The organism is Halomonas sp. ISL-56, from assembly GCF_018612805.1.
In the GTDB taxonomy this organism is placed as follows: domain Bacteria; phylum Pseudomonadota; class Gammaproteobacteria; order Pseudomonadales; family Halomonadaceae; genus Vreelandella.
The window spans coordinates 54,047-79,832 of sequence record NZ_JAGGRO010000005.1; the positions used below are offsets into that span (position 1 = coordinate 54,047).

Annotated in this window: 23 protein-coding genes; 12 read left to right on the forward strand and 11 right to left on the reverse strand. The window is 55.1% G+C overall.

Going from position 1 to position 25,786, the window contains the following annotated elements:
• Window positions 1-45: 45 nt before the first annotated feature.
• Window positions 46-975, reverse strand: coding sequence for a DMT family transporter (locus tag J7J49_RS03815; protein ID WP_215090323.1), 930 nt, complete (start codon window positions 973-975; stop codon window positions 46-48).
• A gap of 109 nt (window positions 976-1,084) precedes the next feature.
• Between J7J49_RS03815 and J7J49_RS03820 the strand changes: the two genes are divergently transcribed.
• Window positions 1,085-2,020: a LysR family transcriptional regulator gene (locus J7J49_RS03820; RefSeq protein ID WP_215090325.1), complete on the forward strand. Its 936-nt coding sequence runs from the start codon at window positions 1,085-1,087 to the stop codon at window positions 2,018-2,020.
• On the opposite strand, the gene J7J49_RS03825 is transcribed toward J7J49_RS03820, so the two are convergent.
• Window positions 2,017-2,766: a helix-turn-helix domain-containing protein gene (locus J7J49_RS03825; RefSeq protein WP_215090327.1), complete on the reverse strand. Its 750-nt coding sequence runs from the start codon at window positions 2,764-2,766 to the stop codon at window positions 2,017-2,019. The genes J7J49_RS03820 and J7J49_RS03825 overlap by 4 nt on opposite strands.
• A 159-nt stretch (window positions 2,767-2,925) precedes the next feature.
• Here J7J49_RS03825 and J7J49_RS03830 point away from each other — a divergent pair, with 159 nt between their 5' ends.
• From J7J49_RS03830 to J7J49_RS03845, 4 genes are all read left to right on the forward strand, one after another.
• Window positions 2,926-6,399 carry an acyl-[ACP]--phospholipid O-acyltransferase gene (locus tag J7J49_RS03830; RefSeq protein ID WP_215090329.1) on the forward strand — a complete coding sequence of 1,158 codons (3,474 nt, stop codon included), beginning with the start codon at window positions 2,926-2,928 and terminating at the stop codon, window positions 6,397-6,399.
• Window positions 6,400-6,880: 481 nt separating this feature from the next.
• A complete protein-coding gene (locus J7J49_RS03835; protein ID WP_215090330.1) occupies window positions 6,881-8,467 on the forward strand; it encodes a flavin monoamine oxidase family protein in 1,587 nt (528 codons plus the stop codon).
• A gap of 12 nt (window positions 8,468-8,479) precedes the next feature.
• Entirely contained in the window at window positions 8,480-8,878 is a 399-nt protein-coding gene (locus J7J49_RS03840; protein ID WP_215090332.1) for a c-type cytochrome, read from the forward strand.
• An 83-nt stretch (window positions 8,879-8,961) separates the two neighbouring features.
• Complete coding sequence (locus tag J7J49_RS03845; protein WP_215090333.1) at window positions 8,962-9,453, forward strand: RidA family protein; 492 nt, start codon at window positions 8,962-8,964, stop codon at window positions 9,451-9,453.
• A gap of 85 nt (window positions 9,454-9,538) precedes the next feature.
• Here the strand turns inward: J7J49_RS03845 and J7J49_RS03850 are convergent, their stop codons facing one another.
• From J7J49_RS03850 to J7J49_RS03870, 5 genes are all read right to left on the reverse strand, one after another.
• Entirely contained in the window at window positions 9,539-10,303 is a 765-nt protein-coding gene (locus J7J49_RS03850) for an alpha/beta hydrolase family protein (protein WP_064236127.1), read from the reverse strand.
• Between the two features lie 85 nt (window positions 10,304-10,388).
• Window positions 10,389-11,138: an RES family NAD+ phosphorylase gene (locus tag J7J49_RS03855; protein ID WP_064236126.1), complete on the reverse strand. Its 750-nt coding sequence runs from the start codon at window positions 11,136-11,138 to the stop codon at window positions 10,389-10,391.
• A complete protein-coding gene (locus tag J7J49_RS03860; RefSeq protein ID WP_251048129.1) occupies window positions 11,135-11,506 on the reverse strand; it encodes an antitoxin Xre-like helix-turn-helix domain-containing protein in 372 nt (123 codons plus the stop codon). The genes J7J49_RS03855 and J7J49_RS03860 overlap by 4 nt, the downstream gene beginning before the upstream one ends.
• A 189-nt stretch (window positions 11,507-11,695) precedes the next feature.
• Entirely contained in the window at window positions 11,696-13,423 is a 1,728-nt protein-coding gene (locus tag J7J49_RS03865; RefSeq protein ID WP_215090334.1) for a mechanosensitive ion channel family protein, read from the reverse strand.
• A gap of 185 nt (window positions 13,424-13,608) precedes the next feature.
• The gene (locus J7J49_RS03870) at window positions 13,609-14,577 is read right to left on the reverse strand and encodes a helix-turn-helix domain-containing protein (protein ID WP_215090335.1); all 969 of its coding nucleotides are present in this window, start codon (window positions 14,575-14,577) and stop codon (window positions 13,609-13,611) included.
• A 169-nt stretch (window positions 14,578-14,746) separates the two neighbouring features.
• Between J7J49_RS03870 and J7J49_RS03875 the strand changes: the two genes are divergently transcribed.
• On the forward strand, window positions 14,747-16,084 hold the full coding sequence (locus J7J49_RS03875; RefSeq protein ID WP_215090336.1) for a tetratricopeptide repeat protein: 1,338 nt from the start codon (window positions 14,747-14,749) through the stop codon (window positions 16,082-16,084).
• Window positions 16,085-16,098: 14 nt separating this feature from the next.
• On the opposite strand, the gene J7J49_RS03880 is transcribed toward J7J49_RS03875, so the two are convergent.
• The 3 genes from J7J49_RS03880 to J7J49_RS03890 are packed head-to-tail and all read right to left on the reverse strand — an operon-like array spanning window position 16,099 to window position 18,694.
• Window positions 16,099-16,623 (reverse strand): GDYXXLXY domain-containing protein, encoded by a 525-nt coding sequence (locus tag J7J49_RS03880; RefSeq protein WP_215090337.1) that lies wholly within the window; start codon window positions 16,621-16,623, stop codon window positions 16,099-16,101.
• Entirely contained in the window at window positions 16,620-17,723 is a 1,104-nt protein-coding gene (locus J7J49_RS03885; protein ID WP_215090338.1) for a DUF4401 domain-containing protein, read from the reverse strand. The genes J7J49_RS03880 and J7J49_RS03885 overlap by 4 nt, the downstream gene beginning before the upstream one ends.
• A complete protein-coding gene (locus J7J49_RS03890; protein ID WP_215090340.1) occupies window positions 17,723-18,694 on the reverse strand; it encodes a DUF2157 domain-containing protein in 972 nt (323 codons plus the stop codon). Before J7J49_RS03890 ends, J7J49_RS03885 begins: the two co-directional genes overlap by 1 nt.
• A 209-nt stretch (window positions 18,695-18,903) precedes the next feature.
• Here J7J49_RS03890 and J7J49_RS03895 point away from each other — a divergent pair, with 209 nt between their 5' ends.
• The 6 genes from J7J49_RS03895 (at window position 18,904) to J7J49_RS03920 (ending at window position 25,017) form a co-directional block, all read left to right on the forward strand.
• On the forward strand, window positions 18,904-19,143 hold the full coding sequence (locus tag J7J49_RS03895; protein WP_215090343.1) for a hypothetical protein: 240 nt from the start codon (window positions 18,904-18,906) through the stop codon (window positions 19,141-19,143).
• A gap of 38 nt (window positions 19,144-19,181) precedes the next feature.
• Window positions 19,182-19,883: a winged helix-turn-helix domain-containing protein gene (locus tag J7J49_RS03900; protein WP_215090345.1), complete on the forward strand. Its 702-nt coding sequence runs from the start codon at window positions 19,182-19,184 to the stop codon at window positions 19,881-19,883.
• 3 nt (window positions 19,884-19,886) lie between these two features.
• Window positions 19,887-21,380, forward strand: a complete 1,494-nt coding sequence (locus J7J49_RS03905) for a sensor histidine kinase (RefSeq protein WP_215090347.1) — start codon at window positions 19,887-19,889, stop codon at window positions 21,378-21,380.
• Between the two features lie 108 nt (window positions 21,381-21,488).
• On the forward strand, window positions 21,489-22,505 hold the full coding sequence (gene msrP, locus J7J49_RS03910; RefSeq protein ID WP_215090348.1) for a protein-methionine-sulfoxide reductase catalytic subunit MsrP: 1,017 nt from the start codon (window positions 21,489-21,491) through the stop codon (window positions 22,503-22,505).
• Window positions 22,505-23,122: a protein-methionine-sulfoxide reductase heme-binding subunit MsrQ gene (msrQ, locus tag J7J49_RS03915; protein ID WP_215090350.1), complete on the forward strand. Its 618-nt coding sequence runs from the start codon at window positions 22,505-22,507 to the stop codon at window positions 23,120-23,122. Before msrP ends, msrQ begins: the two co-directional genes overlap by 1 nt.
• Before the next feature lie 101 nt (window positions 23,123-23,223).
• Window positions 23,224-25,017, forward strand: a complete 1,794-nt coding sequence (locus J7J49_RS03920) for a S8/S53 family peptidase (protein WP_215090352.1) — start codon at window positions 23,224-23,226, stop codon at window positions 25,015-25,017.
• Window positions 25,018-25,092: 75 nt separating this feature from the next.
• Here J7J49_RS03920 and J7J49_RS03925 read toward each other — a convergent pair whose 3' ends face one another.
• A complete protein-coding gene (locus tag J7J49_RS03925; protein WP_215090353.1) occupies window positions 25,093-25,671 on the reverse strand; it encodes an NAD(P)H-dependent oxidoreductase in 579 nt (192 codons plus the stop codon).
• Window positions 25,672-25,786 lie beyond the last annotated feature (115 nt).

The following is a 25,786-nucleotide window of genomic DNA, read 5'->3' on the forward strand; positions in this document are numbered from 1 at the left end:
GTAACCATTGTGGAAGGGTTGGAAGTGCTACGGCGCGCTGGCCATTCAGCGCGTCACCAGGACAATACCGACCAAAATAACCCCGCCGCCGATCAGAAAATTGATGCTTAGCGGCTCATTAAGCAATAGGGTACCAAAAAGGACGCCGAAAAGTGGGCCTAGAAAAGAGAACACGCCCAACTGGGACGCGCGATAGCGGCGAAGCAGCGTGAACCACAGCATCAGCGCGGCAAATGAAATAATCAGCGCCTGAAAAGCGAGGCTAGCAACCGCCAGGGAAGTAAACTGCGCGCTCACTAACTGACCCGACAGCGCCGCCACTGGCAGTAGCAGCAGTGCCGTCACACTTAGTTGATAGCTCAGGGTGAGCTCTGCAGGGGCCTCAGACAGCGATGTCTTGCGGATCACCACCGTCGTCGCCGCCCAAGAGAACCCAGCCAGCAAACCCAGCGCATCCCCGATGAGAATATCGATGCTGTAAGCACCGCTCGGCGCCATGGCAATCACCATGCCCAGAAAGGCCAAGCCAACGCCCCACCACTGGCGAGTGGAGAGCTGCTCCCCCGGCACCCAGAGATGTAGCCCAAGCGCTGCGAAAATAGGCGCAGTATAGAGAAAGACCGACATATGCGATGCCAGCGTGTAGGTCAGCCCCCAAGCGACAAAAGCGAACTCGGCAGCAAAGCCCAGGCCAACCAGTAACCCAGGGCCCCAGTGGTGCCCCACATCCGCCCAGCGAATGCCGCGCCAATAGGCGAGCAACCCCACCAGACAACCGGCGATAGCGGAGCGCAGAGCGATCTGCACCACAGGTGAGATATCCTCAGCCACGCCTTTAATCGCCACCTGCTGAAACCCTAGCACCAGACAAAACAGTAGCATTAGCGATGCAGCCGTCGCATCCACAGACTTTCGCTGCGTACGCCCTAGCATGCTGGCAGCATGGGCATTTGAGGCTATCCTTTGATTATTCATGGTGAGCTCCTATAACATCAAGGCGCTCATTGCAGCAGGAAGCGAAACGCCATACAAACGATTACTTATCGGGCCTAGGCTTAGGAAAAGTCATGCTATGAGACATGCTATGCGAATTGAAAGGCTACCGCTGAATGCGCTGCGCGCGTTTGCCGAAGCGGTGCGAGAAAATAGCTTCAAAACCGCCGCCCATCGTTTAGGAGTGACCCCTGGCGCCGTTAGCCGACAGGTGAAACAGCTAGAAGATCACTTGGGCGTGGTGCTATTCGAACGACATGCCAATGGCGTGTGTGCGACCGAAGCAGGCAGGGGGCTTGCTGAAGATGTGCAAGCAGGTCTTTTGCGTATCGCCAGCGGCGTGCAGAACGTCACCGAGCGCTCCGAGGATGCTTTTCGTTTGCTACTAAGTGCGCCACCTTCTTTCCTACAGCTTTGGCTACTCCCCCGCTTACCCGGTTTTGAAGCCAATGAGCGGCAAATAGAAATTTCCCTGGATGCCGAGGCCCGCTTGACGCCGCCGTTATGGATGCCCAACAGGGCCCGCTTATCGTTACGCTACGGCCAGGGGCCCTGGCCCGGCGTCACCAGCCAGCGTCTGTTTGAAGACACCCTCTTTCCTGTTTGCTCGCCCACCCTGTTAGCGCAGGAAAATATCCACACGCCCGCCAACTTGCTGGCCCAGACACTGCTCACCGTGGACTGGTGCAGCCATGCGGGTCACCCGATCCCAAACTGGCACGACTGGTTTAAAAACGCTGGGGTCGCAATCAAGAAGATCCCCCACCAGCGCCAATACTCGCTCTACAGTTTGGCGCTCGACCAGGCTATGGCCGTGCAGGGCGTGGTACTGGCCAGCTACCCATTGGTGGCCGATCGGCTCGCTAGCGGGGTGTTGGTACGCCCCTTTGCGGAGCACTACCCGCTAGCCTCACCATTTGCCTATGAACTGATTCTGCCTTGTGAAGGCGTAACACCACCGGCGGTGGCACGCTTCATCGAGTGGCTCGAGCAAGAAGCCGCTCGCTTTCGTGGCGCAACGCTTTAGAGCTTTGCCTCGGCTTCTCGTTTGTAATCCTGAAACAGCCCATACTGCCACTGCCTTACCGCCAGCACTGACGTGGTGCCAAACCGCTGGTGAATAGGCAGCCCACTTTCTCGTTCACACAGGGAGTGGAACTCTTTAGCAAGACGCTGCATGGTCTGCTGCCATTCGGCATTACCCGCGGGGGATAACAGGCCATTGAGTACCATCAGCTTTTCGCTGTCGCTATCAAAACGGGAGCGGAAAAACTCGTTGGCGATATGCTGCTGAAAAAAACGCTGGATCGGCCCGTCCGCCCGCCAGCGAAAATTAGCGGCTACCCGCCGCCTGATGCGGTTGCCGGGGAGTAGCTCAATCAACTGAAGCCGCTCAAGCTTGAGTAACTGCCGGGTACACTCCGGTTCACTTAGCTGGTACTGGCGATGAATTTCGTCGAAGCTATAGCCATTGATAACGCACACGGCTACCAGGAACAGCTCGCGGTCATCGACGATACTTTGCTCCTGGGCCTGAGTCAGTTCCTGGAGGCGCTGCTCCCCTGCCTGCATGGCCTGCACCAGCTCTGCGAACTCAAGGTTGAGCTGATCGCAGATGCACTCCAGCCGCGCCAGCGTAAAGTGCTTTTCAGCGAACAGGCGCTTCACCGAGGCCTCGCTCAGCGCTAACCACCGGGCAACATCGGCGTAGGTTTTACCCTGAGCGCGCAGCTGGCGTTTTAGCGTTTCAATCAGAGAGTCGGCTTGAGACATAAAAACCTCATTAGGGGGCACGGAAGGCATTACACATAAAAGTATCGCATAATGCTACCAACTGGCACTCATATCACAACTTTGTTCAAATTGGTTGCAACAAGTAAGCCTCATAGAGAAAGTACTACCACTTACGGGGATTTATAAGGCTACACAACCATGCATCGACTGCTGCACTTAAAGGGCGCTTGGCCCTATCTGATCGCCATCTTTCTCAATGCCTTTGTGGATTTGGGGCACAAGATTGTCATTCAGAACACGATTTTCAAAAGTTACGATGGCGAAACCCAGGTCGTACTTACCGCACTGGTTAACGGGCTTATCCTGCTGCCATTTATTTTACTGTTTAGCCCGGCGGGCCACGTGGCAGACAGCTACCCCAAGGTGCGCGTTTTACGCATCTCTGCCTGGGCAGCGGTGGCGGTTTCTCTGGGCATTACGGCTGCTTATTATCAGGGCTGGTTTTGGCTAGCGTTCGCGATGACGCTGCTGCTGGCTATTCAGTCGGCCTTCTACTCACCGGCTAAATACGGCCTGGTAAAAGGATTGTTCGGCAAGCCGCGCCTGGCAGAAGCCAACGGGTTGATCCAGGCCGTCACCATTGGCGCCATTCTGGCAGGCACCGTGGCGTTTACCGCCCTGTTTGAAACCTGGATAACACCTAGCGATCAAACCCCAGCGCAGCTGTTGCGCCAGATAGCACCACTGGGCTGGCTACTGGTGCTTAACAGCGCTATTCAGGTGGCAACGCTTTATCGTCTGCCGCTGGATAACACCACGCGCCCTGATACTCCGCTCACCTGGCAGCGCTACATTAAGGGCACAGCCCTGAAAGATAATCTGAAGATTATCGCCCGCCAGCCGGTCATCAGGCTCTCCATTATCGGCCTGGCCACCTTCTGGTCGGTGGGCCAAGTGCTTCTCGCTGCCTTTCCTGCCTATGCCAAAGAGGCTTTACGTATCGATAACACCCTGGTGCTGCAAGGCATTCTGGCGGCTAGCGGTATCGGGATTGCACTGGGTTCCATGCTGGCCAGCAAGTTTTCACATAACCGCATAGAGACAGGCTTGATCCCTGTCGGCGCTGTCGGGGTAGCCGTGGGGCTATGGTGTCTGCCGCTGTTAACCACGCCTGTTGGCCAAGCGCTGAACTTTGTGTTTATCGGCATGATGGGTGGGCTGTTTATCGTACCGCTTAACGCGCTAATTCAGTTTCACGCCGCCGACAACGAGTTAGGTACCGTGCTGGCTGCCAACAACTGGATTCAAAACATCGCCATGTTGGGCTTCTTGGTGCTCACGGCGCTGTTCGCTTTAGCGGGTGTAGATAGTCATTATTTGCTGTTACTGATTGCCACGGTGGCGATGGTAGGCGGCGGCTACACCATTGTTAAGCTGCCGCAAAGTCTGGTGCGCTTTCTGTTGAGCTTCCTGCTGACACGCCGCTACCGCGTCAACGTTCATGGCTTGCAAAACCTGCCCGCCCAGGGCGGCGTGCTGCTATTGGGCAACCATATCAGTTGGGTTGATTGGGCCATGGTGCAGATTGCCAGCCCCCGCCCCGTGCGTTTTGTGATGCTCAGATCGGTTTATCAGCGCTGGTACCTGCGCTGGTTCTTCAAAGCACTCGGCTGTATTCCCATCGAGCGCGGCAGCGGTGCCGAACAGGCGCTGGCCGATGTGGCGGAACAGCTCAACGCAGGCGAGGTGGTGTGCCTGTTTCCTGAAGGGGCGATTAGCCGCACGGGCCAGCTGGGTGAGTTTCGCCGCGGCTATGAGCGCGCCTGTGAAATGGCCAACCCCGATGTAAAAATCGTACCTTTCTACCTGCGCGGTCTGTGGGGCAGCCAGTTCTCCCGCTCGTCCAGCAAGTTAAAAGAGCTGCGCAACGCGCCGCTGCACCGCTCGGTTGTGGTCGCCTTTGGCAAGCCGCTGCCCAAAGATACCCCCGCTGATGTACTGAAACGGCGCATCTTTGAGCAGGCTACCCGTTCCTGGCAGCGGGCCATGGACGAGCTACCCACCCTGCCAGATGCCTGGATTCAAAGTGTTAAGCGCCGCCCTAGCGACCTTGCCCTGGCAGATACCCTGGGCCGCCCCCTCAACGCAAGCCAGGCACTCACCGCCAGCCTGCTATTGGCAAAACGTGTTCGCAAGCTCAACCCAGGGCAGAACGTTGGCCTACTGCTGCCGACTAGCAGTGGCGGGGTTATCGCCAATATGGCCACGCTGCTGGCGGGTAAGACGCTGGTAAATCTTAATTACACCGCCGACCAAGCGGCGCTCTCTTCTGCCCTTTCCCAGGCTGAAATTACCACCGTGTTCACCTCACAGCGCTTTGTGAAAAAGCTTGAGCAGCGTGGTCTCGACGTTAACCAGCTACTGAGCGGGAAGCAGGTGGTTTTTTTAGAAGACCTGCAAACCACGATTGGCCACGCCGAGCGTTTGAGCACTTGGCTTGCGGTGCGCATATTGCCGACTTGGCTACTGCAGCGCTGCTTCTGCCGCAACCATGATACCGACGCCACGGCGGCGATTCTGTTCTCAAGCGGGAGCGAAGGCGAGCCCAAGGGCGTGATGCTCAGCCACCGCAACCTGATGGCCAATATCAAACAGACCTCTGACGTGCTTAACACTCAGAGCAACGACGTGGTAATGGGCTCCCTGCCGCTGTTTCACGCCTTTGGCCTTACCGTCACCCAGTTACTGCCGCTGATTGAAGGGCTACCGCTGGTATGCCACCCCGACCCCACCGATGCCCCTGGCATCGCGGGCGCTATTGCCAAGCACAAGGCCACTATCATGTTTGGCACCTCCAGCTTTTTAAGGCTGTTCGTACGCAGCTCAAAAGTGCACCCGCTAATGCTGGAAAGCCTGCGAGTAGTGGTTGCCGGGGCGGAAAAACTCGATGACAACGTACGCACCAGCTTTGCGCTGAAATTCCACAAACCCATATATGAAGGCTACGGCGCCACTGAAATTGCCCCCGTCGCTTCGGTCAACCTTCCCGATGCCATGGGCGTTCACTATCAACAGGTGCAGCGTGGCAGCAAGCCAGGCACCGTGGGTATGCCGCTGCCCGGCACCAGCTTCAAAATCGTCGACCCGGAGAGTTTTGAAGAGTTGCCCACTGGCGAGGCGGGCATGATATTGATCAGCGGCCCGCAGATCATGCAAGGCTACCTGAACGACGCCAAGCGTACGGCCAAAGCACTCCATGAAGCCGATGACCACCGCTGGTACATCACAGGAGATAAAGGCTTTATCGACGAAGATGGCTTTTTGACCCTAATTGACCGTTACGCCCGCTTTGCCAAGATCGGTGGCGAAATGATCAGCCTCAGCGCGGTTGAGGCCGCGGTTAAAGCGGCTCTGGAAGATACAGATACGGCGCTGATGGCGGTTAGCCTTCCCGATAGCCGCAAAGGCGAGCGCATTGTGCTGCTGTCAGAAACAGCGCTGGATGCCAAAACCGTTAAGACCGCGATGCTCGCCAACGGTACATCATCCATGATGGTCCCCAGCCACTGGTTTATGGTGGAAACCATTCCTCATCTAGGCTCTGGGAAAGCAGATTTCGCAGGGGCGAAACGTTTGGCTCAAGAACTGATAGAGGAAGAGCTGAAGCAATAAAAAAGCACCAACTAGTGCTGTACAGCAACGCTTCACTATTCGCTGTACAGCACTCGCTCCTCGCAATAACACAGCTCAGAATCCAGCACGCCTCTTGGCTACCGAGAGGGGCTTTTGGGGTGGGCAGAAAAGTGCTGGAGAGTAACGCCACATACAACACCAATCAAAGGCAGGCATCTACTTACCAATACAAACTTCTTTTCGCACCAAAGCGGAGATATTCCCTAGAAACGTGCACTAGGTTGAATGTTTCTACCAGTTCTTATTGACTTAAAAGCATGTATAAACTTTCACTTATATAATCAAAACAAAGGGTTAATTTAATTTGGCACATCACCTGCATACGTTCAAATGTTTCGTATATAGGCCAGATAATTAGAGCCCTGCAAATTCGTTCACCACAGCGCCTGCTGCAGTAGGACGACATCGCGCTTCTGAAAGGACTCTACTTGCCTGCCTTTGACTTAATAGCGAGGTAGCAATGTCATTCAATCCAGAAGGTGTGACGCGTCGATCTTTTTTGGGCATGGTGGGCGCGGTGGCCGGTGCAGCAGCCATGTATTCCGCAATGAGTACAATGGGCTTTGCCTCCCCATCCAATTGGCGGGGGCGTTTAAACCTTGAGGGAGCTCCCGATAACACCAATATCTTAATTTTAGGGGCTGGTTTAGCGGGCATGACGGCAGCTTTTGAGCTGCGCAATGCGGGCTACAATGTAAAAGTCCTTGAATACCGAGATAAAGCTGGTGGCCGTTGTTGGACACTACGTGGAGGAGACAGCTACACCGAGTTAGGCGGATTTACCCAGCATATCGACTTTGCAGAAGGCAACTACCTAAATCCCGGCCCATGGCGGATCCCCTCTGATCACTTTGCCGTATTGGATTACTGCAAGCGCTTCGGAGTAAAGCTAGAGCCATTTATCCAAGTCAACTACAACGCCTACTTACACGACTCTGAGGCCTTTGATGGTAAGCCTCAACGCTTTAAGGAAGTAGCCACTGATTTTAGAGGACACGTGGCAGAGCTACTTGCCAAAGTCGTTGATCAAAAAGGATTAGATCAGGAAGTTACCGCCGAAGATGCTGAAAAACTTTTGGCTGCACTGAAACGTTATGGCGCACTAAACGACGGATTTGAGTATGTGACTGGCTCTGAGTCTTCCGCCTTTCGGGGCTGGGCGCACCATGAAGGGGGCGGTGTAGACGGGAAGCCGACGCCGTCCCAGATCAATTCACTGTCAGAAATACTGAACTCAACGTTATGGCGTAACCTTACCGCTGGCGACAACTTACACATGCAGTCCACCATTTTCCAGCCGGTGGGTGGAATGGACATGATTGCGAAAGGGTTTGAAGCACAGGTTGGCGAACTGATTACCTATAACGCAAAAGTTACCCGCATTAGCCATGAAGGCGATCAAGTCAACGCTGCTTGGGTTTCAACTGATGGTAGCGGTAGTGAACAAATAGAAACCGCCGATTACTGCATCTGCACCATTCCTTTTTCGGTGCTCAGCCAAATCGACCACGACTTCTCTCCGCGTATGAGCGAAATCATTGATTCAATGCCTTATGCCTCGGCTTTCAAAGCTGGCATTGAGTTTAAAAGACGCTTTTGGGAAGAGGATGAGCATATCTATGGCGGCATTAGCTATACCAATCTACCCATTACGCTAATTTCTTACCCGCCCTACAATATGTTTAGCGAGGGCCCTGCTGTCTTGCTGGCCGCTTACCCATGGGGCGCCTTCGCCTATCAATTTAACGCCCTCTCTCCCGAAGACCGTATCGCCAAAGTAATGGAGTACGGTTCCCAGATTCACCCTCAGTATTACGACGAGTTCAAAACAGGCGCCTCAGTGGCATGGCATCGTGTCCCATGGACATTAGGCTGCTATGGCCTGTGGCAAGACCGTGAAGCGGATTATCTAGATGCCACCGCAATGGACGGACGAACGCTAATGGCCGGTGAGCATATTTCATACCTTCCTGCCTGGATGGAAGGGGCTGTGCTTTCCGCATTGGATGCGGTCGAGCGCCTACACACCACCATTACTGAGGCTTGAGGAGTTCGCGATATGAAAGCACTCATCACATCAATAGCACTCACTCTCTCCATTTCGGCCCTCGCGCAGGAGACCTCCATTGATACCAGCACTTGGTTTGACGATCCTGCCACATTAACTCAAACCGATGGTGCCTCCATCTATGCAGGCGTTTGCGCTGGCTGCCATATGCCCAATGGGCAAGGCGCCAACGGAGCAGGAAAATATCCAGCGCTTACTAACAATTCCAGTTTGATGGCGACCGCATACCCTATCAGCCTTGTTATCCACGGACACAAAGCAATGCCCCCGCTAGGAGGTGTACTGGATGACGAGCAAGTTGCCTCAGTAGTGAACTTTATCCGCACCAACTTTGGCAACAATTACGCTGACAACCAAGCTAGCGCAGAACTGGTTAAGAGTATGCGCTAGGGTTTTCCATTAGCAATACAGCGATGAACAAACTGTAAAGCAGCAAAGACTACTTTCATTACTCACCCGAAAGGAAATACATGATGAGCTTTAAAAGCACGATTATTGGCCTAACACTTCTTTCTGCCTATGCAAGCAATGCACTAGCTGAAGATATAATTCGCCACCCTATTCCAAACTCTGATTTTCCTATACTTCAAGCAGTAGAAGTACCCGCTGATAAGACAATGGTTTATCTCAGCGGCACGGTTCCTAGTGTCATTAATGAAGAAGCTGATCAAAACAGTGTTGAAGCGTTCGGAACAACCGAGGAACAGACAGTCACAGTGATGAAACGCATTGAGGCACAGTTGGAGAACCTTGGGTTAGGCGTGGGCGATATCATCAAAATGCAGGCATTTCTGGTAGCACCAGAGGGCGCGTCAGTCGACTTCCAAGGTTTCATGGCCGGTTATACGCAGTTCTTTGGCACTGAAGAACAGCCTAATCTACCCGTTCGCTCCGCGATGGTCGTCGATGCACTGGTCAATCCCGGCTGGCTGGTAGAAATCGAAGTCACCGCCGTTAGGCCATAAGTCTAGGGCCAGAAAAGCAAAAAAACGGCTGGCTAGATAAAAAGTAGCCAGCCGTTTTTATAACACGCTGTTAGCTGGTTATTTTTTAAGGTTTCATCAAACTCCTGGAAAAGAAGCCTAGCAAAAGCTCATAGTGCTTATTCTGCCCTGAGCTACTCGGCATATGATCTTCACCTTCGTAGTAGTGAACTTCTGGGGAGCGGCCATGCTCGCGCAGGCGTTGTTCCAGACGCTTGGTCATCTCAACCGACCACATTCGGTCTTGGGTGCCATGGGAAAGAAACAGCGGCCCAGGGTAGCGCTCAATTGCTATCGGTGTGGTGGGCAATAAGCCTTCATGGCTCCCCTGCCATGTCCAAGCGCGTTTACTGACATCCCACGCTTGCCAGCCGGGGTCACCCGCATCGCGAAAGCTGCGTGCATCAAAGGCACCGCACACCACATCGGGCGGGCTATGAGCCGCGATAGCATCTGGCGCCCCTTCGATCTTATCTCTTGCCATCAGTGAACCAAGCAATAACGCGTGCTCGGCGCCGCGTGAAAGCCCATAAAGCCCTACTCGTTCATCAACGAACTGGAATTCTCGTAGGGCTTTAAACGCCTCCGCGCTGCGTTCGAGCGGATAATCGATAATATGCCCGGCGTTCCAGGCATTACCGCCGCTTGAGTAGCCATAGGGAAAGGCCAAGAAACCATGCGCTGCGAATAGCATTGCGTCCCGGTGGCTCCACCCTGCCCACGCGCCTTCAGAACCATGCAGCAGCATGATGGCTGGAAAAGGGCCATTACCCTGCGGGCCATAAGTAACGCCCCAGCCGGGTAGTGCGCGCTGCACGATATTTAACGTCATTTAGGCAACCACACCTTCGCGATTTTTTGTCATAACTCTTTCTACCAACAATGTGTTAATCATCAACAAGTGCCAATCTTGTCATCTAAGCAGGAAACGGCAACACGCCGTTATACAGAAAATCATTGAGATAGTAGGTATGCACACCAAGTGCATCTTTGCGTTTGAACGACACTTGTTCAGCATTGGTTACGCAAAGCCATTGGCGCATGTCGGTTGGCTCATACTGTTTGAACGCCTCAGGGGTAAACAAGCCCACGCACGCACCACCCTGAACATCTCTTGCGGAGGCATACTCAAAGGCTTCAAGGTTCGCCGTGCGCATCGCACTGCCCAATTGCTGACACGGGGCGTAATCAACCGGATGCTTTAATACATCAAGGTGTTCGATGAAGGGTTGTGCATTTAACTTCACTCCCCATTTAACGGCATAGTCCACCGAAAAGAGCGTGTGTTCTGAGCGAAGTGACTCCGCCACAGGCTCCCCTTCCATTGAGCCCCAGAAGACAAGCCGGTAGAAAGCAGACTCTGCTAATGTGGTAACAATGCTTTTGCCACCATAAAAGATGCTTGGCTCAAAAGTTCGGCCAAAGCGTGATCCCCATTTGAGTGGCGGGTAGCGAAAAGGCGTTTTCAGTAGGTAGTGCAGCTCTCGCTCTTGCTGGGGATAAGGTGGCTTAGCCGTTTCAAGCAGAGCTTCAAGAAGCTCCTGCTCTTCAAGGGTATCCACGTAGCTAAGCGTTGCCACCTGCTCTTGGCTTTCTACTAATCGATAGAGGGTACCGGTGATAGGCTCGATATAACTTTCACCGCCACAGACTTCCCATAGACTCACACCTTACCCCGCATACCATCCACGAATCTTAAAACAGCAAACAGCCCCTCTAACCGTATCACCTGCTCCGCCGGTATGCCGCCGGTGACACGGTTAGACGTACGCATAAAGTGCTGAATCCATTTTTGATCGCCGCCGGTTAGAGTAAACAACGCCCGAGCCAAACGAATGAGCAGCAAGGCCAGTTCGCCCTGTTTAGAATTAGGGTCAAGCCTGAGGTTTTTCTTAAGCTGCGTAATGGTGGTGCGGTGTACGCCAAGCACTTCTGCTAAATCAGACTGCGATAACCCCAACTGCTCGGCGGCACGTAGCACCGCTTTAGCTAACACCATTTCAGAAGCGGGCTTTGTTTGAGCAAGGGCAGGCATGGCGCACCTCTACTAGATGTATTTTCATCAATCATAGCAAAAAAGTTGTTTATTCACACACCTACATCATCTTCACTTGTGAAACGAGTGCGTGCATAGTCACGCCTATTTAATTCACCTGTATCTCGTCAAGTTTATTCTATCGCTTAACTACCCAGGCAGCGGCACTTGCCGCTGCCTAGTCGCCTGCTACTCAGATGAATCTTTCTCAGCACTCTCCGTTCCCGAAGCGCGTTTGCCATGCTCACCTCGGGCAATATCGTGGTGGCTGATCACCACGATCTCCCTAGGCCACCACTCGGGATGATTATCACGGATATAAGCAAGTAACTTCTCGCGCACGCTCATCTCCGCAGCCCAACCTGCCAGCGGGTCTGAGGTCATTAAGTAGCAAGAGACGGTTTGCGCTGTACCCGTTTGCGCGGTCACATAGCACAGCAACTTGTGATGCTCGATAACGCTATCTTCTTCTTTCGCGAACTCGATAAATTTATCCCTTAATACGCCAATATCTGCGCTCAAATGCAGTGTCAGCTCAAGGAATCGGTACATCTTGGTGCTCTTGACCGACAGGTTCTCGAACGGCTTGGACGTAAAGTACGTGACAGGCACGATCAAACGCCGCTCGTCCCATGTCCTTAAGCGAATGAAGGTATAAAAGATGCCTTCTACATAGCACCACTGGTCTTCAAAAATCACCAGATCGCCAATACGAATGGGCTTGGCAAACGACAGTTGAAACGACGCTAAAATGTTGCCCAATACCGCCTGGCCCGCGACACCTACCAGCACTGCCAACACACTAGCTGAGGCCAGGATAGATAAACCTAAAGATTCAAAAAGTTGCACCTGACCAAGGATATAAATAGAAACACCTGTCACGGTGATCAGAATAATCGCCCGGCGCAACGCATAAAGAGATGTCAGCAGCCTGCGCTCATCCCTGGGTTTAGTGTCATCAATTTCGCCTACAATGCGGCGCGTCAAACGCAGCATGATGGTATCCACCAAGCGCAGCGCAATCGTGCCGACGCCCCAGGCCAAAATACTAATTAACAGCACCCGAAAGGTGGTCGTGGCGACCGCCGAAAACGACACCACATAATCCAGCAACATCTGGGTGACCAGTGACATCGCAATCAGCGCGGCAGGCATGCCAATTTGGCTGGCGAAAATACTTGATACCCCTGAAGGCAGCCATTTCGACATTAAACCAACCAGGCAATGAACTCCCCATCCGACGACACCAACGAAGATCAAAAAAATCGGAATGGCAAGCCACTCCCAAATCCTCAAGATGCCAAATGATGACTGGAGACGCTCAGGGATATAGCTTTCCAGCATCGAGGGGCCGTACTGCTCATAAAGCACCGGAATGTACGACACGCTGATCGGCATGATTAGCCACACGGGCTCCTCTTCACCGACGCGGTAACGACCTAGCCGAATATCATAGGTTTCACCATTGACTTTTAAGGATGACACTTCGATATTACGACGCGTCTCACCGACACGAGGATTTTCGCCTGCAGCGCCTTCAATCAAGGCATCTTCTCGGCCCGGTAGATCAGAGACGCTAAGCCACTCTCCGCGCTGAAGGATCTCCGCCAACTGCCGAGCTAGTTCGCTACCCTGCTCGCGCTGTTCGTCTTCTGAGAATTCGGCAAGGTTGAGCATATGCGCAGCAGCCTCATACTCTTCCTGCCCCGTCAGATCCAGAAAACTCCTGATCGACTCCCTTGGCGTTACCCGAACTGCCTCTTCAGGGGCCTCGCCAAGGCCGTTATTCAGTGAATCAACCGTAAACCACCGGCTATCCTCGCTCTCTCCTCCTTGAGTTTGCGCCGCGCATAGGTTTGAAAAGGTCAGAGCCAATACCACCAACCCCCATGCGAGCCACGAGCCGTTTGCTTTCATATATGCCTTATTCAGTAAAGTGGGCCAGTTTGCTAACCACCGACAGACTAAACACGTAGCCAGAGCCCCGTGAAAAACACGGCGCCATCCTTGGTAGTGGGAGCGCAAATTACAGCCTACCTTTCATGATGGTGCAAGGCGCAGCAGGCAATTGAACGTTAAAGCTGCGACATGCAGTTCGTCCGTCAGGGCTGATGCAGTGATCGTTGCTTGCGTCGCCACGTCGCTGGAGGCTCTCCAAATGCGCGCTTGAAAGCCTTGCTGAAAGCAGCTTCAGACTCGTAACCCACTTCCAATGCGATACGCGAGATGGGGGTCGGTGTCTCGCGCAAGCGACGGGCAGCGATCTGCATACGTAGCCTTACCAAATAGCGCATCGGAGGCAGGCCCACCAACTCGCTGAAACGCTCGGCAAAGGCAGAGCGAGAAAGCCCTACCTGGCTCGCCAACACTTGCGTTGTCCAGTGTCGCGCGGGGAAGTCATGTAGCTGGGTCAACGCACGGCTGATAAAGGGGTCAGCCAACCCTCCGACCCAGGATCGCTGCTCGGGCGGCAGGCGGGAGAGATAAAGCTGCGCGGCTTCGATGAACAGCAATTCAGCAAGCCTAGCCAGCAGCGCTGGCGAGCGTATCGACCCAGCGGCTAACTCAGAGGCGGCAAAGCGAAAGGAGCTTTCGATCCATGTCCTGGCTGCCCCCTCTACCACGTCCAATGCCATCACCCTGGGTAGCACGCCTATCAGTGCAGCACAGGGCGTCTCACTATGTAGAAAACCACACAGCAAGCGCGTGGTTTCACCGCCACCGCCATGAACGATCCGAGCCAGCCCGCTACCGCTAATGGGCTTTAGCAGATGGTCAACGCTGACGGGCTGAACACCCAGCTCACTGCCGAGAAGATGCGGGTCATTGCGCGGCAAGAGCACAATATGTCCTGCCGACACTATCACGGGTAGCTCCTTGCCGACCTGTAGCAACAGCCGCCCAGCACTGACGTAGTGATAGGCGAGGATACTTTCAGGCACTGGGGTGAATGGCTGGCAATCTTCTGGGGTGACCTGTGCCCTCACACACCAGGGCGCAGTGAACTCTGCATCAAGAAAGATGCCACCGGTAAAGCGAATCATGCGCAGCACATCGAGTGCAGCATCCATGGGGCTTTGCCTCTATCGCGGCGGATCGGACAACAAAGCCGGCGCCTCGACCATTAAAGTCTCCCGTACCTCATCGTAGTCTAGCAGCCTGGTGAGTGGGCTGGCCGCCGCCGAGGGGCAAAAGACTGTCACCGTCAATAATCACAACACCAAACTGGAGATACCTACTATGCTGACCGACCGCCAAGGCAACGCCCTGCCCGGCGCCACATCCGAAACCCAGGTGCTTTACCACCGCGCTATCGACGCCTTCAATCTCTACCGCGGCGACCCTGTCACCCCGTTGGATCAGGCGATTCAAGCTGCCCCAAACTTCACTATGGCGCGAATCGCCAGGGCCTATCTGTTTGCTCTGGCCACAGAACCCGCCGCTGCAACCGCAGCCAAAGCCGACCTGGCCGCCACTAACGGTGCACGCTTGAATGACCGGGAGGCCTCCCATGCCGCCATCCTAGCGCAGTTGCTTGCCGGCGAATGGAGCGCCGCGGGGATCGCCCTGGATTACCATAACCTGCGCTACCCACATGATCTGCTGGCCCTGCAGGCCGGTCATTTAGTCGACTTCTACCGCGCTAATGCACGTAACCTGCGTGACCGCCTCGCTCGCGTACTGCCAAAATGGTCGCCCGATATCCCAGGCCATTCAATCGCCATGGGCATGTACGCCTTCGGGCTGGAGGAGACAGGCGACTACGCTCGCGCCGAGCATGTCGGCCGGCAAGCGCTGGATCTGCAACCGCTCGATTGCTGGGCGCACCACGCCGTCGCCCACGTCATGGAGATGCAGGGCCGTGCCCAGGACGGCATTGGCTGGATGACCGCACGCGAGCCTTACTGGTCGGGCGACGACAATCTGTTTAAGGTGCATAACTGGTGGCATCTCGCCCTCTGCCACCTCGATCTCGGACAGACCAGAGAAGTGTTGGCCCTCTATGACGGCCCAATCCGCCAAGAGCGCAGCGCCGTGGTGCTGGATATGATCGACGCCTCAGCGTTGCTGTGGCGGCTGACTCTCACCGGACAGGACGTCGGAGAGCGTTGGCAGGAACTGGCGGCCGCCTGGGAACAACACGCGGACGGTCAGCTTTACCCCTTTAACGATTGGCATGCGGTCATGGCCTACCTGGGCGCCGGACGCGACGGCCGGGTGGAGGCACTGCTGACGATGCTACGCAATAATGACCACAGCTCCGAAGCAGCAACCTGGGCTCGACGCATCGGACTACCCTTAGCCGAAGGGTTTGTTGCCTTCTGGCATGGCGACTATGCCACCGCGACCGCGCGCCTGCATGCGGTACGCTTTATAGCCAACGCCTTCGGCGGTAGTCATGCCCAGCGCGACATCATCGACTGGACGCTGACAGAGGCCGCCTTGCGCGGCGGTAATCGAGAACTTGCTGAGGGAATGGCCAACGAACGCTTGTCGCTCAAGCCGCACAGCCCCATCAACCGAGATTTCCTACGCCGAGCCACCGCTTCGGCCACAGCTGAGCGTCAGATTGCTTAAGACTCGAAAGCCCTCTACGGGCTGAGGTTCGCAAAGGCTTCATCGTGTAGAGAAACGAGCAAGGGGTCACCTTGCTCGTTGACACGGAACTGCCCGTAGCGAGCAGATTCATAACGTTCGCCGTGCCCCTCCTGAAAGAAGAATGCATCGGTGGCGAAGCGTACTTGGCCGCTGCGCAGCCGGTAGCGAAGGCGCCGTTCGTCATCGCGTAAAGGCGAGCCTTCGTCCAGTCTCTGGAAGTGGGCAATACGCTGTTCATCCAAATGCACCACCACGTAGCCGTTACGTGCTTTGAGCGAGTTCGCATCATGCTCACTCTGATGAAGCGCGCTTTGAATTTGATTACCCAGCGCAAAGTTTAGCGCCATATAGTCGCCCTGCATCAATGAGCGCGGGTCGACCGGCGCCAGTACCAAATAGACGATCTCACCCTCGGCCAAGTGGCGCTCTTTCTGCCAAATCGCCCAGTTCACCACTGCAAGAACCAGCAATGTGGCCACAATAATGACAGTCCGGTGCCATTTAGCGCGACGCATCATGGTTTAGGCTCCCGCTTATCATCCAACGGACTCAACCACCGTAACAACCAACGCAGCGATAGGAGCATTACCCCTATCACAATTAGCGTTAGTGCTTTGATTAATAACGTGGTATTCAACCAGTAGTAATAACTACTCATGGCCAGCAGTAGCGAAAACATGCCTAGCCCCACCAACAGGCGATGACCAATCGCGAAACCTAGTAGCAACACTACAACGCCTTGCACAACCGCTGGCAGGTAAAGAGAAATCAGCAGCATCACGGCCACACCTATAGCGGCATGCCAATACAGCATGGGTGAGCGGAGCGTGTGAAAAATGCTATACAGCAGTAATACTAGCGTCAGCGCTAACAATACAGCGCTTAACCAAGGGTCTATATCCTCAAGGTCTATCCCAAGAGCCATCCAAGCGCCGTCGCCTATTTGCTGTCCTTCAACCCCTAACCAAAAGGGCTGGCCACTATGCGCTAACCCTTGTATGACGAGTAACCCCATTAGCAAGCCGTAGCCCCACGCCTGAACACTCCTTATACGCTGCGGCCAACGAAATTCATTCAGCCAAAGCAAGGTAAGTGCTAATAGCACCAGCCCACTTGCAACGAGTTCCAAGTCGCTTACTGCCAAGGCCATGTACAGCGCCAAGCTGGCGGCAAAGGCAGAAAACGTGCGATGAACCAGGCTCGGTATTACCAGCGCCAGCACCGCCTGCAAGCCAAATAGCGACCATCCCAGCAACGACCATAATGAGTAAGCGGATTCGCTCCAGAACTCTATAGCGGCCCAGGCCACTAGCAATTGCCCCGCCAGACTCACCGCCAGTGCCAAGTGTTCAAGCACATCGCTGCGCGCCGTACGTAGTAGCGCAAAAGCAGCGCCGATCATGGCGAGCCCAAGGCCTAACGACGCCGCTGGGCTCTCCACCACAAACACCACCCCCATGGCGATAAATCCGAGCAGAAACAGCGCCGCTAACCAGCCGGAAAACGCCTGCAGCGCACGTACAAACCAAGGCGTTTGCAGCTGCGCTGATGAGGTGGGCTCGTTTAACGGAATACCCGCTTGGCTCAGCCTAACTCTTAAGTCATTCATGCTATTCATTACAGTGACATCTCCCGATGCAGCCGCTTCAGCCACACCACGGCTCCGGCGCCCATCGCCAGCACCGCTATGGTGATCAGCATCAGATTTCCCTCCTGCCACTCACCTTCCCATAGCAACACCCTGGCAAGCAGTAGCGTGGCTACCGTTAACAGCGAAATACAGCCCCCCGCGATCATAAATAGCTCAGGCCGCCAGCAACGGTAAACGCCATATAGCGCTGCCAACCAGAGCGGGTAGGCCGCCAGCACTGGCGACCACGAGAGGCCTGCATCGACGATCAACGTCATCATTAATAGCGTTACCGGCACTCCACTGCCCACCGCCAGCAAGCGTACCGCCCACTGCCGTGGCCAGCTCCGGAAACGGGCGCCCCACTCCCAAACGGCCAACGCCAGAGTATTGAACCCAAACAGCCCCCACAGCGCTGCATCACTACTGATGAGAACGCTCAACGGCCCTCCCCAGGTGCGCAAATAGAGCCCGACAGCCAAATTCAGCAACCCCAGCCACAGCACCCAAAGCAGCTCAAAACGCGCTACCCAGACCCAGGGCAACGTCAACACCGCCCAGCTAAAAAACAGCTGCCAGGGGTCGGCACCGGTTTGGTAAACCTGCCCAAACAGCGCCAACAGTACGCCCACCAGCAGCGAAGCAGCCGTTAACGCTACCCGCTTGACCGTAGGGCTGGCCTTGCCCCAAACGGCAACGCCTATCGCCAGCACTATCGCTGCTTGCACCACCCCAAAGCGCAGCCAGCGCCCCATTTCTGCCCAGTTATAGGCCACGAAAAACAGCACCGCGAAGGCCAACGCCAAGCCACCTAGCCATAGCAACAGGCGATCGATAAATACCGTCCAGGCGCGGGCAGAAGGATGTAGTCCGGCAGTGGTCACTGCGCGCGTCACTTGGTCAGGCGGAATGACGTTCTGCTCAATTAACGACACCAATTCTCGGCGTGTAGTGGCCATGGGGTTCCTTGTTGATTGAACGCTGAATACCAGTCAGTTGACACCACAAAAGGGGTACTGTCATCACTCTATCCTTTACCCGTCGTGATACTTTTGTGAAATATGCGCGATACACTCTTTAGTATTGCGTGATTCTAGTGTGATGGTGAGCACCGAGAATGGTGACGAACCTGCCCGCCGGGCAGGCCTAATTCTCGGGAGAATTTACGATGAAAAAGCTCACTACCATTGCCGCCATCTGCCTATTCAGCCTGATGGCTACCGCCAGCTATGCGGATGAAATGATGTCTGACGACGGCATGATGGAAGACGACATGCATGAGTCCATGGATAATGATGACATGCAGATGGACGATATGTCCGACGCTATGGAAGGCGACATGGAGATGGACGGCGATATGAAAATGGAAGAGGAAATGGAAGAGGATATGGACGACGAGGGCATGTAAGCCTCTGCTAATCGCGAGTATTTAAAAGCTAGGCAGCCATGACACGAAACGTACTGATTATTGAGGACAACCCAGGTATCGGTGAGCTGGTTCGCATACACGTGGCCGAACTCGGCATGACCCCCGTTCTTTGTGAGCGGGGTGATACCGGGCTTGAGCGGTATCGTGAAGGCGGCATCGACCTGGTGGTGCTTGACCTAATGTTGCCTGGCATGGACGGACTTTCCGTATGCCGCGAAATCCGCGCTGGCCCAGGCTACGTTCCCGTACTGATGCTGACGGCTAAAAGCACTGAGCTGGATCGAGTGCTAGGCCTGGAAATGGGGGCAGATGATTACCTCACCAAACCCTTCAGCGTGGCCGAGCTGTCCGCAAGGATAAAAGCCCTGTTCCGGCGCGTGGATGCCATGGCTTCCAAGCTCGTCGCGGCAACCAGCAGTGACGAGTTAATCGCCGAAGGGCTGCGTATTGATCCTGTCCGCCGGCGAGTATTTATATACGAACAAGTCGTTGAACTCACCGCGCGAGAGTTTGACCTGCTCTGGCACTTTGCCAGCCATCCGGGGCGGGTATTTAGCCGTATTCAACTGCTTGATGCCGTATGGGGCTACAGCCACGAAGGCTACGAGCATACCGTCAATACCCACATCAACCGGCTGCGCGGTAAGATCGAAACGGATCCCGCTCACCCGGCATTGATTCAGACCGTTTGGGGGGTGGGCTATCGCTTCCGCGACTAAGCTATGCTGAAAACACTCTACACCCGGCTAGCCCTCGGCCTATTTCTGCTGTTGTTGGCCGTCGGCCTGCTGTACACCTTTATTAGCCTCTATTCGCTGCGTGAATACAGCGCTTCCGTCAACCAGGCACTGCATCAGGATCTGGCCCAGCATCTAGTGTCCGACCGGAACTTAGTCCGTGATGGTGAACTTGACCGTAGCGCCCTGGAAGAACTCTTCGCCCTCTACATGGCGATTAACCCCAGTATCGAGATCTATCTGCTGGATCTGGAGGGCACACTCCTCTCCTATTCGGCGGATCCGGCGAAAATCAAACGCAACCAAGTGTCCCTGGCGCCCATACGCAGCCTGATGGATGACATGAGCCTTTACCCGCTTCTTGGCGACGACCCCCGCAGCCATGACCGGCAGAAAGTCTTTTCTGTTACCCCGGTACCCACGGCGGAGAACCCGGAAGGGTATCTTTACGTAGTGTTGCGGGGTGAGGAGTACGATGCGGCAGAAACCCTGGCCCGTGGCAGTAAAGTGCTCGAAATGAGCGCCTGGGCGCTACTGGTTAGCCTGGCGGTGGCGATGGTCGCAGGGCTGACCATTTTCCGCTTGTTAACCCGTCGGCTAAGATCGCTGACACGACTTGTCGAGGAGTTCGAGAACAGTGACATGAGCCAGAGCCCAAACCACACCTGGCACAACAAAAGATGGCGCGATAAGCGTCCCGTGGTGCGCGACGAAATCGACTACCTGGGAGCCACCTTTGACACCATGGCCCAACGGATTGCCAACCAGATTGAACAATTGACGGAAAAAGACGCCCAGCGCCGCCGCCTGATCGCCCAAGTATCCCATGACTTACGCACACCGCTGGCGTCCATGCAGGGCTATATCGAAAGCCTGAAGTTAAGACGTGACCGCCTCAGCCCCCAGGAGCAGGATCGCTTTCTCGATATCGCCCTTAAAGAAGGGCGCCGTTTAAGCCGCTTGGTGGATGAGCTCTTTGAGCTTGCCGCACTCGAAGCGAGGGAAAAACAGCCGGTGCCGGAGCCCTTCCCGTTGGCCGAGCTGGTTCACGACGTCGTACAGAAGCATAGCCAAGCTGCGCAAGACAGCCAGTTAACGCTAAGCCTAAGCGGCGACCCGGCATTGCCCACCGCCTACGCCGACCTCGCTATGACTGAGCGCGTGCTGGATAACCTGATCAGCAACGCCATTGCCTACAGCCCACCAGGCGGACGAATTGACGTCATTGTCGGCCAAGCGGAGGGTAAACCCGAGGTTTACGTGCAAGATAGCGGCCCAGGCATTGCCGAGCAGGATCTAGCACATATTTTCGACCCTTTTTACCGCGGTGAAGCCTCTGGCGGCGCCGGCCATGCGGGGCTCGGGCTAGCGATTGCACGCAGAATCATGACCCTTCAGGGCGGTGATATCAGCGTAGAAAACCTCGCCGCCGGAGGCGCATCTTTCTGCATACGCTTACCTGTCGATGCTCCCTGCTGAATCGACGTTTAAAAAACGTAACAACTTGGAGAGTTATCTGTGATAAATCTTGTACAAAATGGTCACAGTAATAGCACACACCTTATCCATCGATAGTGGAGGCACCACATGCTTATAAAGATCGCCAAACCAAGTGACTTACACGAATCCGATGTCACACCGGAATCTATCTACCTCTCCAGAAGGCGCTTTATGGGCGGCATGGCAGGCCTGGGAGCAGGCATTGCCTTATCGGGCAATGTGCGCGCCAATGCCGACTACTCGGATGTACCCGAAGGCGACGCACCAGCGTGGTTACAAGAGAAAATCAGCGAAGCACAGTGGCGAGCCGTCACCCCTAGCGACCCGGAAAAAGATGCGATAGCTCCTTTCGAAGACGCCAGTGGCTACAACAATTTTTTCGAGTTCGGTACTGACAAGGGCGATCCTGCCCGCCATGCGGGCAGCCTACAAACCGAGCCGTGGAGTGTAGTAGTTGATGGTGAAGTCAATAACGGCGGGCGCTTTGCCTTAGAGGACTTTGCCAAGCCCTCGCAGTTTGAAGAACGTATTTACCGCCTGCGCTGCGTTGAGGCGTGGTCGATGGTCATCCCCTGGCTAGGCATCCCCCTGGCCGATGTAATCAAGCGCGCCGACCCCACCAGCAAAGCCAAGTACGTGCGCTTTGAAACCCTGGTAGACCCCGAGCAAATGCGCGGCCAGCGCTCCTCGTTTTCGATCATTGATTGGCCCTACGTGGAAGGCCTGCGCTTAGACGAAGCCATGCACCCGCTAACGCTGCTGGCCATGGGTATGTACGGCCGTGAGCTGCCCAACCAAAACGGCGCTCCCCTACGTCTAGTCGTGCCCTGGAAATACGGCTTCAAGAGTATCAAATCGATTGTGCGCATCTCGCTGGTCGAAGAGCAGCCGGTTAACTCCTGGCAGCAGATTGCCTCGGACGAGTATGGCTTTTATGCCAACGTTAACCCCCAGGTTGATCACCCGCGTTGGAGCCAGGCCACCGAGCGCCGCCTGCCCAACAGCCTGTTCAACCCCAACACCATCGATACACTGATGTTTAACGGCTACGCCGACGAAGTCGCCGAGATGTATGCGGGGTTAGATTTGAGGAAGAACTACTGATGGCACCGCAGCACAAATGGTTAGCCTGGCGCGGCGCGGTATTTCTAGCGGCGCTAGCACCGCTGCTGTTCTGGAGTTGGCAGGTGGCGAATAATGCCGCGGGCCCCGAACCGGGGCGCTACCTACTGCTGAATATTGGCATCGGCGCGCTGTGGATATTGCTACTTACATTGAGCCTGACGCCATTAACCAAGCTCACCCGTTGGAAAGGCTTTGCGCTAATCCGTCGCCAGTTGGGTCTCTGGGCACTCGCCTACGCCACTCTGCATATGCTCAGTTATGCGCTGTTTATTCTGGGGCTTAACTGGGCGCTGCTGGGCAGCGAGATCGTCAAACGCCCGTATATTATCGTCGGCATGATCGCGCTGATCGGCCTTGCCGTGCTGGGGGCAACGTCTAATAAATGGTCGATGAAACGCCTAGGCAAACGTTGGAAGCCACTGCACAAATTTTCTTACGCCATTTTGGGTCTGGTGCTACTGCACTTCTTCTGGGTGGTGCGCGCCGATATGCAAGAGTGGGCGATGTATGCCGCTATTGCAGCCCTCATCATGGCCACCCGCCTGCCGCCTGTTGCCCGCTCCCTGCCGAAACTGCGTTATCGTTTTAGCCGTTAAAACACAATAGAGGCCCTCGCATACCGAACGGATTCATGTTCTGTTCAGCTAATACGTTTATGCTGCGTGCAGTTAATCGAATCTCGTTTGGAGTAAGAGGCATGGCAGTAAACTATTGGAGCGCTGGTCGGCTGGTTTCGGCGTTGGCGCTAATGTTGATCGGTTCTGCCGCGGTTGCTGAGCAGTCTGCGCAAGCCAAACAGCCGTTGCGAGTCGATCAACTGCAGCGCTGTGGCAATCTGCTGCAACTGGATAGGCAAACGTTCTGTCTGCGAGTCAGTGGACTTGAGAACGACGATTTTCAGATAAAGCTGAACGGCACAGCGCTTCAGCCAGATGACATCACCCACGATAACGACCGAGTGCGTGTAAGCATCATCAGCGCTAATGAACAAAGCGGCCCACTATGGTTTGAGCAGCGTGAGCAGTCCAGCAACCCGGTTTGGCTCAGTCTTAACGGCAGCCACGTAGTCGCCGCCACGGGTCAAGAGGTGGCGAAAAACATGGATGGCTTGACCACCTACGTGGATCTGGTCAGCCTGATTATTGAAGAGAGCCACGATGGCGCCGAGGAAGCCCAGCGTTTGGCAGAGAAGTACGACGCCGAAGTCGTCGGTATGATCCCACCGCTCAACACCTATCAGCTGCGCTTGCCCGCCAACAACCTGGAACAGCGCGACGCGCTGGTACTTAGGCTGGGCAGCGAAGTGAGCGTGGATGCGGTGGTGGTCGAAGAGTCGGGGGCAGAAGAAAGCATTGAGAGCGAGACGGAAAAGCCGCCCGCTGCGGATAATCAGGAGTGGGCGTCGAACCGCTTTCTGGATGCCGTGAACTATTACCAGCGACGCTTATCACGTCAGGGCCACGACGGGGATATCGAGACGAAGCCCATACGTATTGGCGTCATCGAGCGCGAGGTCGACTTCGACGCGCCGGATTTTGCCGATTACCTGGGCGACTGCCGGACTGATTCAACGCGAACCTGCGTTTATGCCCGTGACGCGGCTAAGCCCGACGGGCATGGCACAACGGTCGCGGGTGTATTTGCCGCGGCCTGGAATGAAGGCGGCAATAGTGGTTTTTTACGCGGGTTGGACGACGTGGGCCCTGGCTTCGACGTGATTGTGGATCGCAACTCAGATGCAGGCATAACGGCGAATGTTGCGGCTTCAGTCAATCTGGTAGAGGACGGCGTACGTGTGCTCAACTGGAGCTGGGGCATCCACCGAGTAGGGGCCATCGATATTAACGGGAAGGAAGTCGATTCGCTGGTACGCTCCGGCATCGCCATGAGCGGTTACGAAGAGCTGCTCGAAGAGTTCTTCTTATGGCTGCGCCGCGAACACCCCGACGTAGTGGTCGTGAACTCAGCAGGCAATGCTTCGTCATTTTCGGGAAGTGACGATTATCGCCTGCCCTCCTCGTTTATTACCGACCAACTGTTTGTGGTGGGTGGGCATCAACGCAGCGATGAGGATGTTCAGATTGAAGATCCCCGCTATGTAGTCAAACGTAACGCATCCAATATCGATATGCGGGTGGATATAACCGCAGCGGCCTGTGTACGGGGCTCTTCACTGGTAGAAGGTGAGCAAGGCGAAGCCCATTGCGGAACGTCCTACGCGACGCCTCTAGTCGCCGGCCTATTGGCGGCAATGATGTCGATTGACCCCGAACTTACCCCGGCGCAATTACGCATGCTTCTTCGCCGCAGCGCCATGACGATCGGGGAAGAGTACGATTTCGAGCCGACAGACGCGGATGACCTAACCGCACCGATACTGCCATCGGAACGGGCTAACGAGCTGAACCACCCGGATATAGGCCTTTCCGCCCGGTTGGATATGTACAAGGCGCTGGATCTAACGGTGCAAAGTCTGGATCGGGATCGCTAGGTCAGATAAATCAGCCAAACAAAGCCCACTTCGCGAGGAGGGCTTGTCCGAATCAACTACGTTAAGCCAAGTACTTTAGCCAAGCACTTTGCGAAGATGGGCACGATAAGCCGCTTTGTCGCGATCGACATCCGGCATCTTCATCACATCGTTGGCGATAAAGGTCGGCAATGCCTCTAGGCCGATAAACTCCTGCGATTTGTGGAATGGGAAATAAACCCCATCCACACCACGCCCTTCAAAGAAATTGTCCGGCTCGTCGAAGGCTTCCAAAGGGGCATTCCAGGTCAGCGACAGCATGTAGCGGCGCCCTTGCAGCAAGCCGCCACTGCCATACTGTTTAGTGGGGTCTTGCCGCGAGCGGCCATCGCTGGCGTAGAGTGAACCGTGGCCTTCTGTGAACACCTCATCGATGTAGCGCTTAACGATCCAGGGCGTTCCCATCCACCAACCCGGCATCTGATACACAATGGTGTCCGCCCATAGGTAGTTCTGCACTTCGGTCTCAAGATTGTAGCCTTGATCAACCACCGTCTCGCGCACCTCATAGCTCATTTCCTGCAACGTACTCACTGCCACGCCGTGCAGGGTATTGTTGAGCTCACCGCCAGAGTGGGCAAACGCCTTGCCACCGTTAATCAGTAGAATCTTCATCTAACGCTTTCTCCCAAAGAGGTTCATCATCAAAGCTAGCCGAATAGATTTGACGTTAATGGCGCGTATTGTGGGAGTAACAGCGCGGAAAAAGAAGCGACGTACCAGCAAGACT

Excerpts from the sequence above, each read along its gene's own strand:
- J7J49_RS03865 (WP_215090334.1), bottom strand. The coding sequence starts at position 13,423 with ATGAAAGCAAACGGCTCGTGGCTCGCATGGGGGTTGGTGGTATTGGCT.
- msrQ (WP_215090350.1), top strand. The coding sequence starts at position 22,505 with ATGGCACCGCAGCACAAATGGTTAGCCTGGCGCGGCGCGGTATTTCTA.
- J7J49_RS03925 (WP_215090353.1), bottom strand. The coding sequence starts at position 25,671 with ATGAAGATTCTACTGATTAACGGTGGCAAGGCGTTTGCCCACTCTGGC.
- msrP (WP_215090348.1), top strand. The coding sequence starts at position 21,489 with ATGCTTATAAAGATCGCCAAACCAAGTGACTTACACGAATCCGATGTC.
- J7J49_RS03900 (WP_215090345.1), top strand. The coding sequence starts at position 19,182 with ATGACACGAAACGTACTGATTATTGAGGACAACCCAGGTATCGGTGAG.
- J7J49_RS03840 (WP_215090332.1), top strand. The coding sequence starts at position 8,480 with ATGAAAGCACTCATCACATCAATAGCACTCACTCTCTCCATTTCGGCC.
- J7J49_RS03860 (WP_251048129.1), bottom strand. The coding sequence starts at position 11,506 with ATGCCTGCCCTTGCTCAAACAAAGCCCGCTTCTGAAATGGTGTTAGCT.
- J7J49_RS03845 (WP_215090333.1), top strand. The coding sequence starts at position 8,962 with ATGAGCTTTAAAAGCACGATTATTGGCCTAACACTTCTTTCTGCCTAT.
- J7J49_RS03835 (WP_215090330.1), top strand. The coding sequence starts at position 6,881 with ATGTCATTCAATCCAGAAGGTGTGACGCGTCGATCTTTTTTGGGCATG.
- J7J49_RS03885 (WP_215090338.1), bottom strand. The coding sequence starts at position 17,723 with ATGAATAGCATGAATGACTTAAGAGTTAGGCTGAGCCAAGCGGGTATT.
- J7J49_RS03850 (WP_064236127.1), bottom strand. The coding sequence starts at position 10,303 with ATGACGTTAAATATCGTGCAGCGCGCACTACCCGGCTGGGGCGTTACT.
- J7J49_RS03905 (WP_215090347.1), top strand. The coding sequence starts at position 19,887 with ATGCTGAAAACACTCTACACCCGGCTAGCCCTCGGCCTATTTCTGCTG.
- J7J49_RS03825 (WP_215090327.1), bottom strand. The coding sequence starts at position 2,766 with ATGTCTCAAGCCGACTCTCTGATTGAAACGCTAAAACGCCAGCTGCGC.
- J7J49_RS03820 (WP_215090325.1), top strand. The coding sequence starts at position 1,085 with ATGCGAATTGAAAGGCTACCGCTGAATGCGCTGCGCGCGTTTGCCGAA.
- J7J49_RS03875 (WP_215090336.1), top strand. The coding sequence starts at position 14,747 with ATGCTGACCGACCGCCAAGGCAACGCCCTGCCCGGCGCCACATCCGAA.
- J7J49_RS03920 (WP_215090352.1), top strand. The coding sequence starts at position 23,224 with ATGGCAGTAAACTATTGGAGCGCTGGTCGGCTGGTTTCGGCGTTGGCG.
- J7J49_RS03870 (WP_215090335.1), bottom strand. The coding sequence starts at position 14,577 with ATGGATGCTGCACTCGATGTGCTGCGCATGATTCGCTTTACCGGTGGC.
- J7J49_RS03815 (WP_215090323.1), bottom strand. The coding sequence starts at position 975 with ATGAATAATCAAAGGATAGCCTCAAATGCCCATGCTGCCAGCATGCTA.
- J7J49_RS03880 (WP_215090337.1), bottom strand. The coding sequence starts at position 16,623 with ATGATGCGTCGCGCTAAATGGCACCGGACTGTCATTATTGTGGCCACA.
- J7J49_RS03890 (WP_215090340.1), bottom strand. The coding sequence starts at position 18,694 with ATGGCCACTACACGCCGAGAATTGGTGTCGTTAATTGAGCAGAACGTC.
- J7J49_RS03895 (WP_215090343.1), top strand. The coding sequence starts at position 18,904 with ATGAAAAAGCTCACTACCATTGCCGCCATCTGCCTATTCAGCCTGATG.
- J7J49_RS03830 (WP_215090329.1), top strand. The coding sequence starts at position 2,926 with ATGCATCGACTGCTGCACTTAAAGGGCGCTTGGCCCTATCTGATCGCC.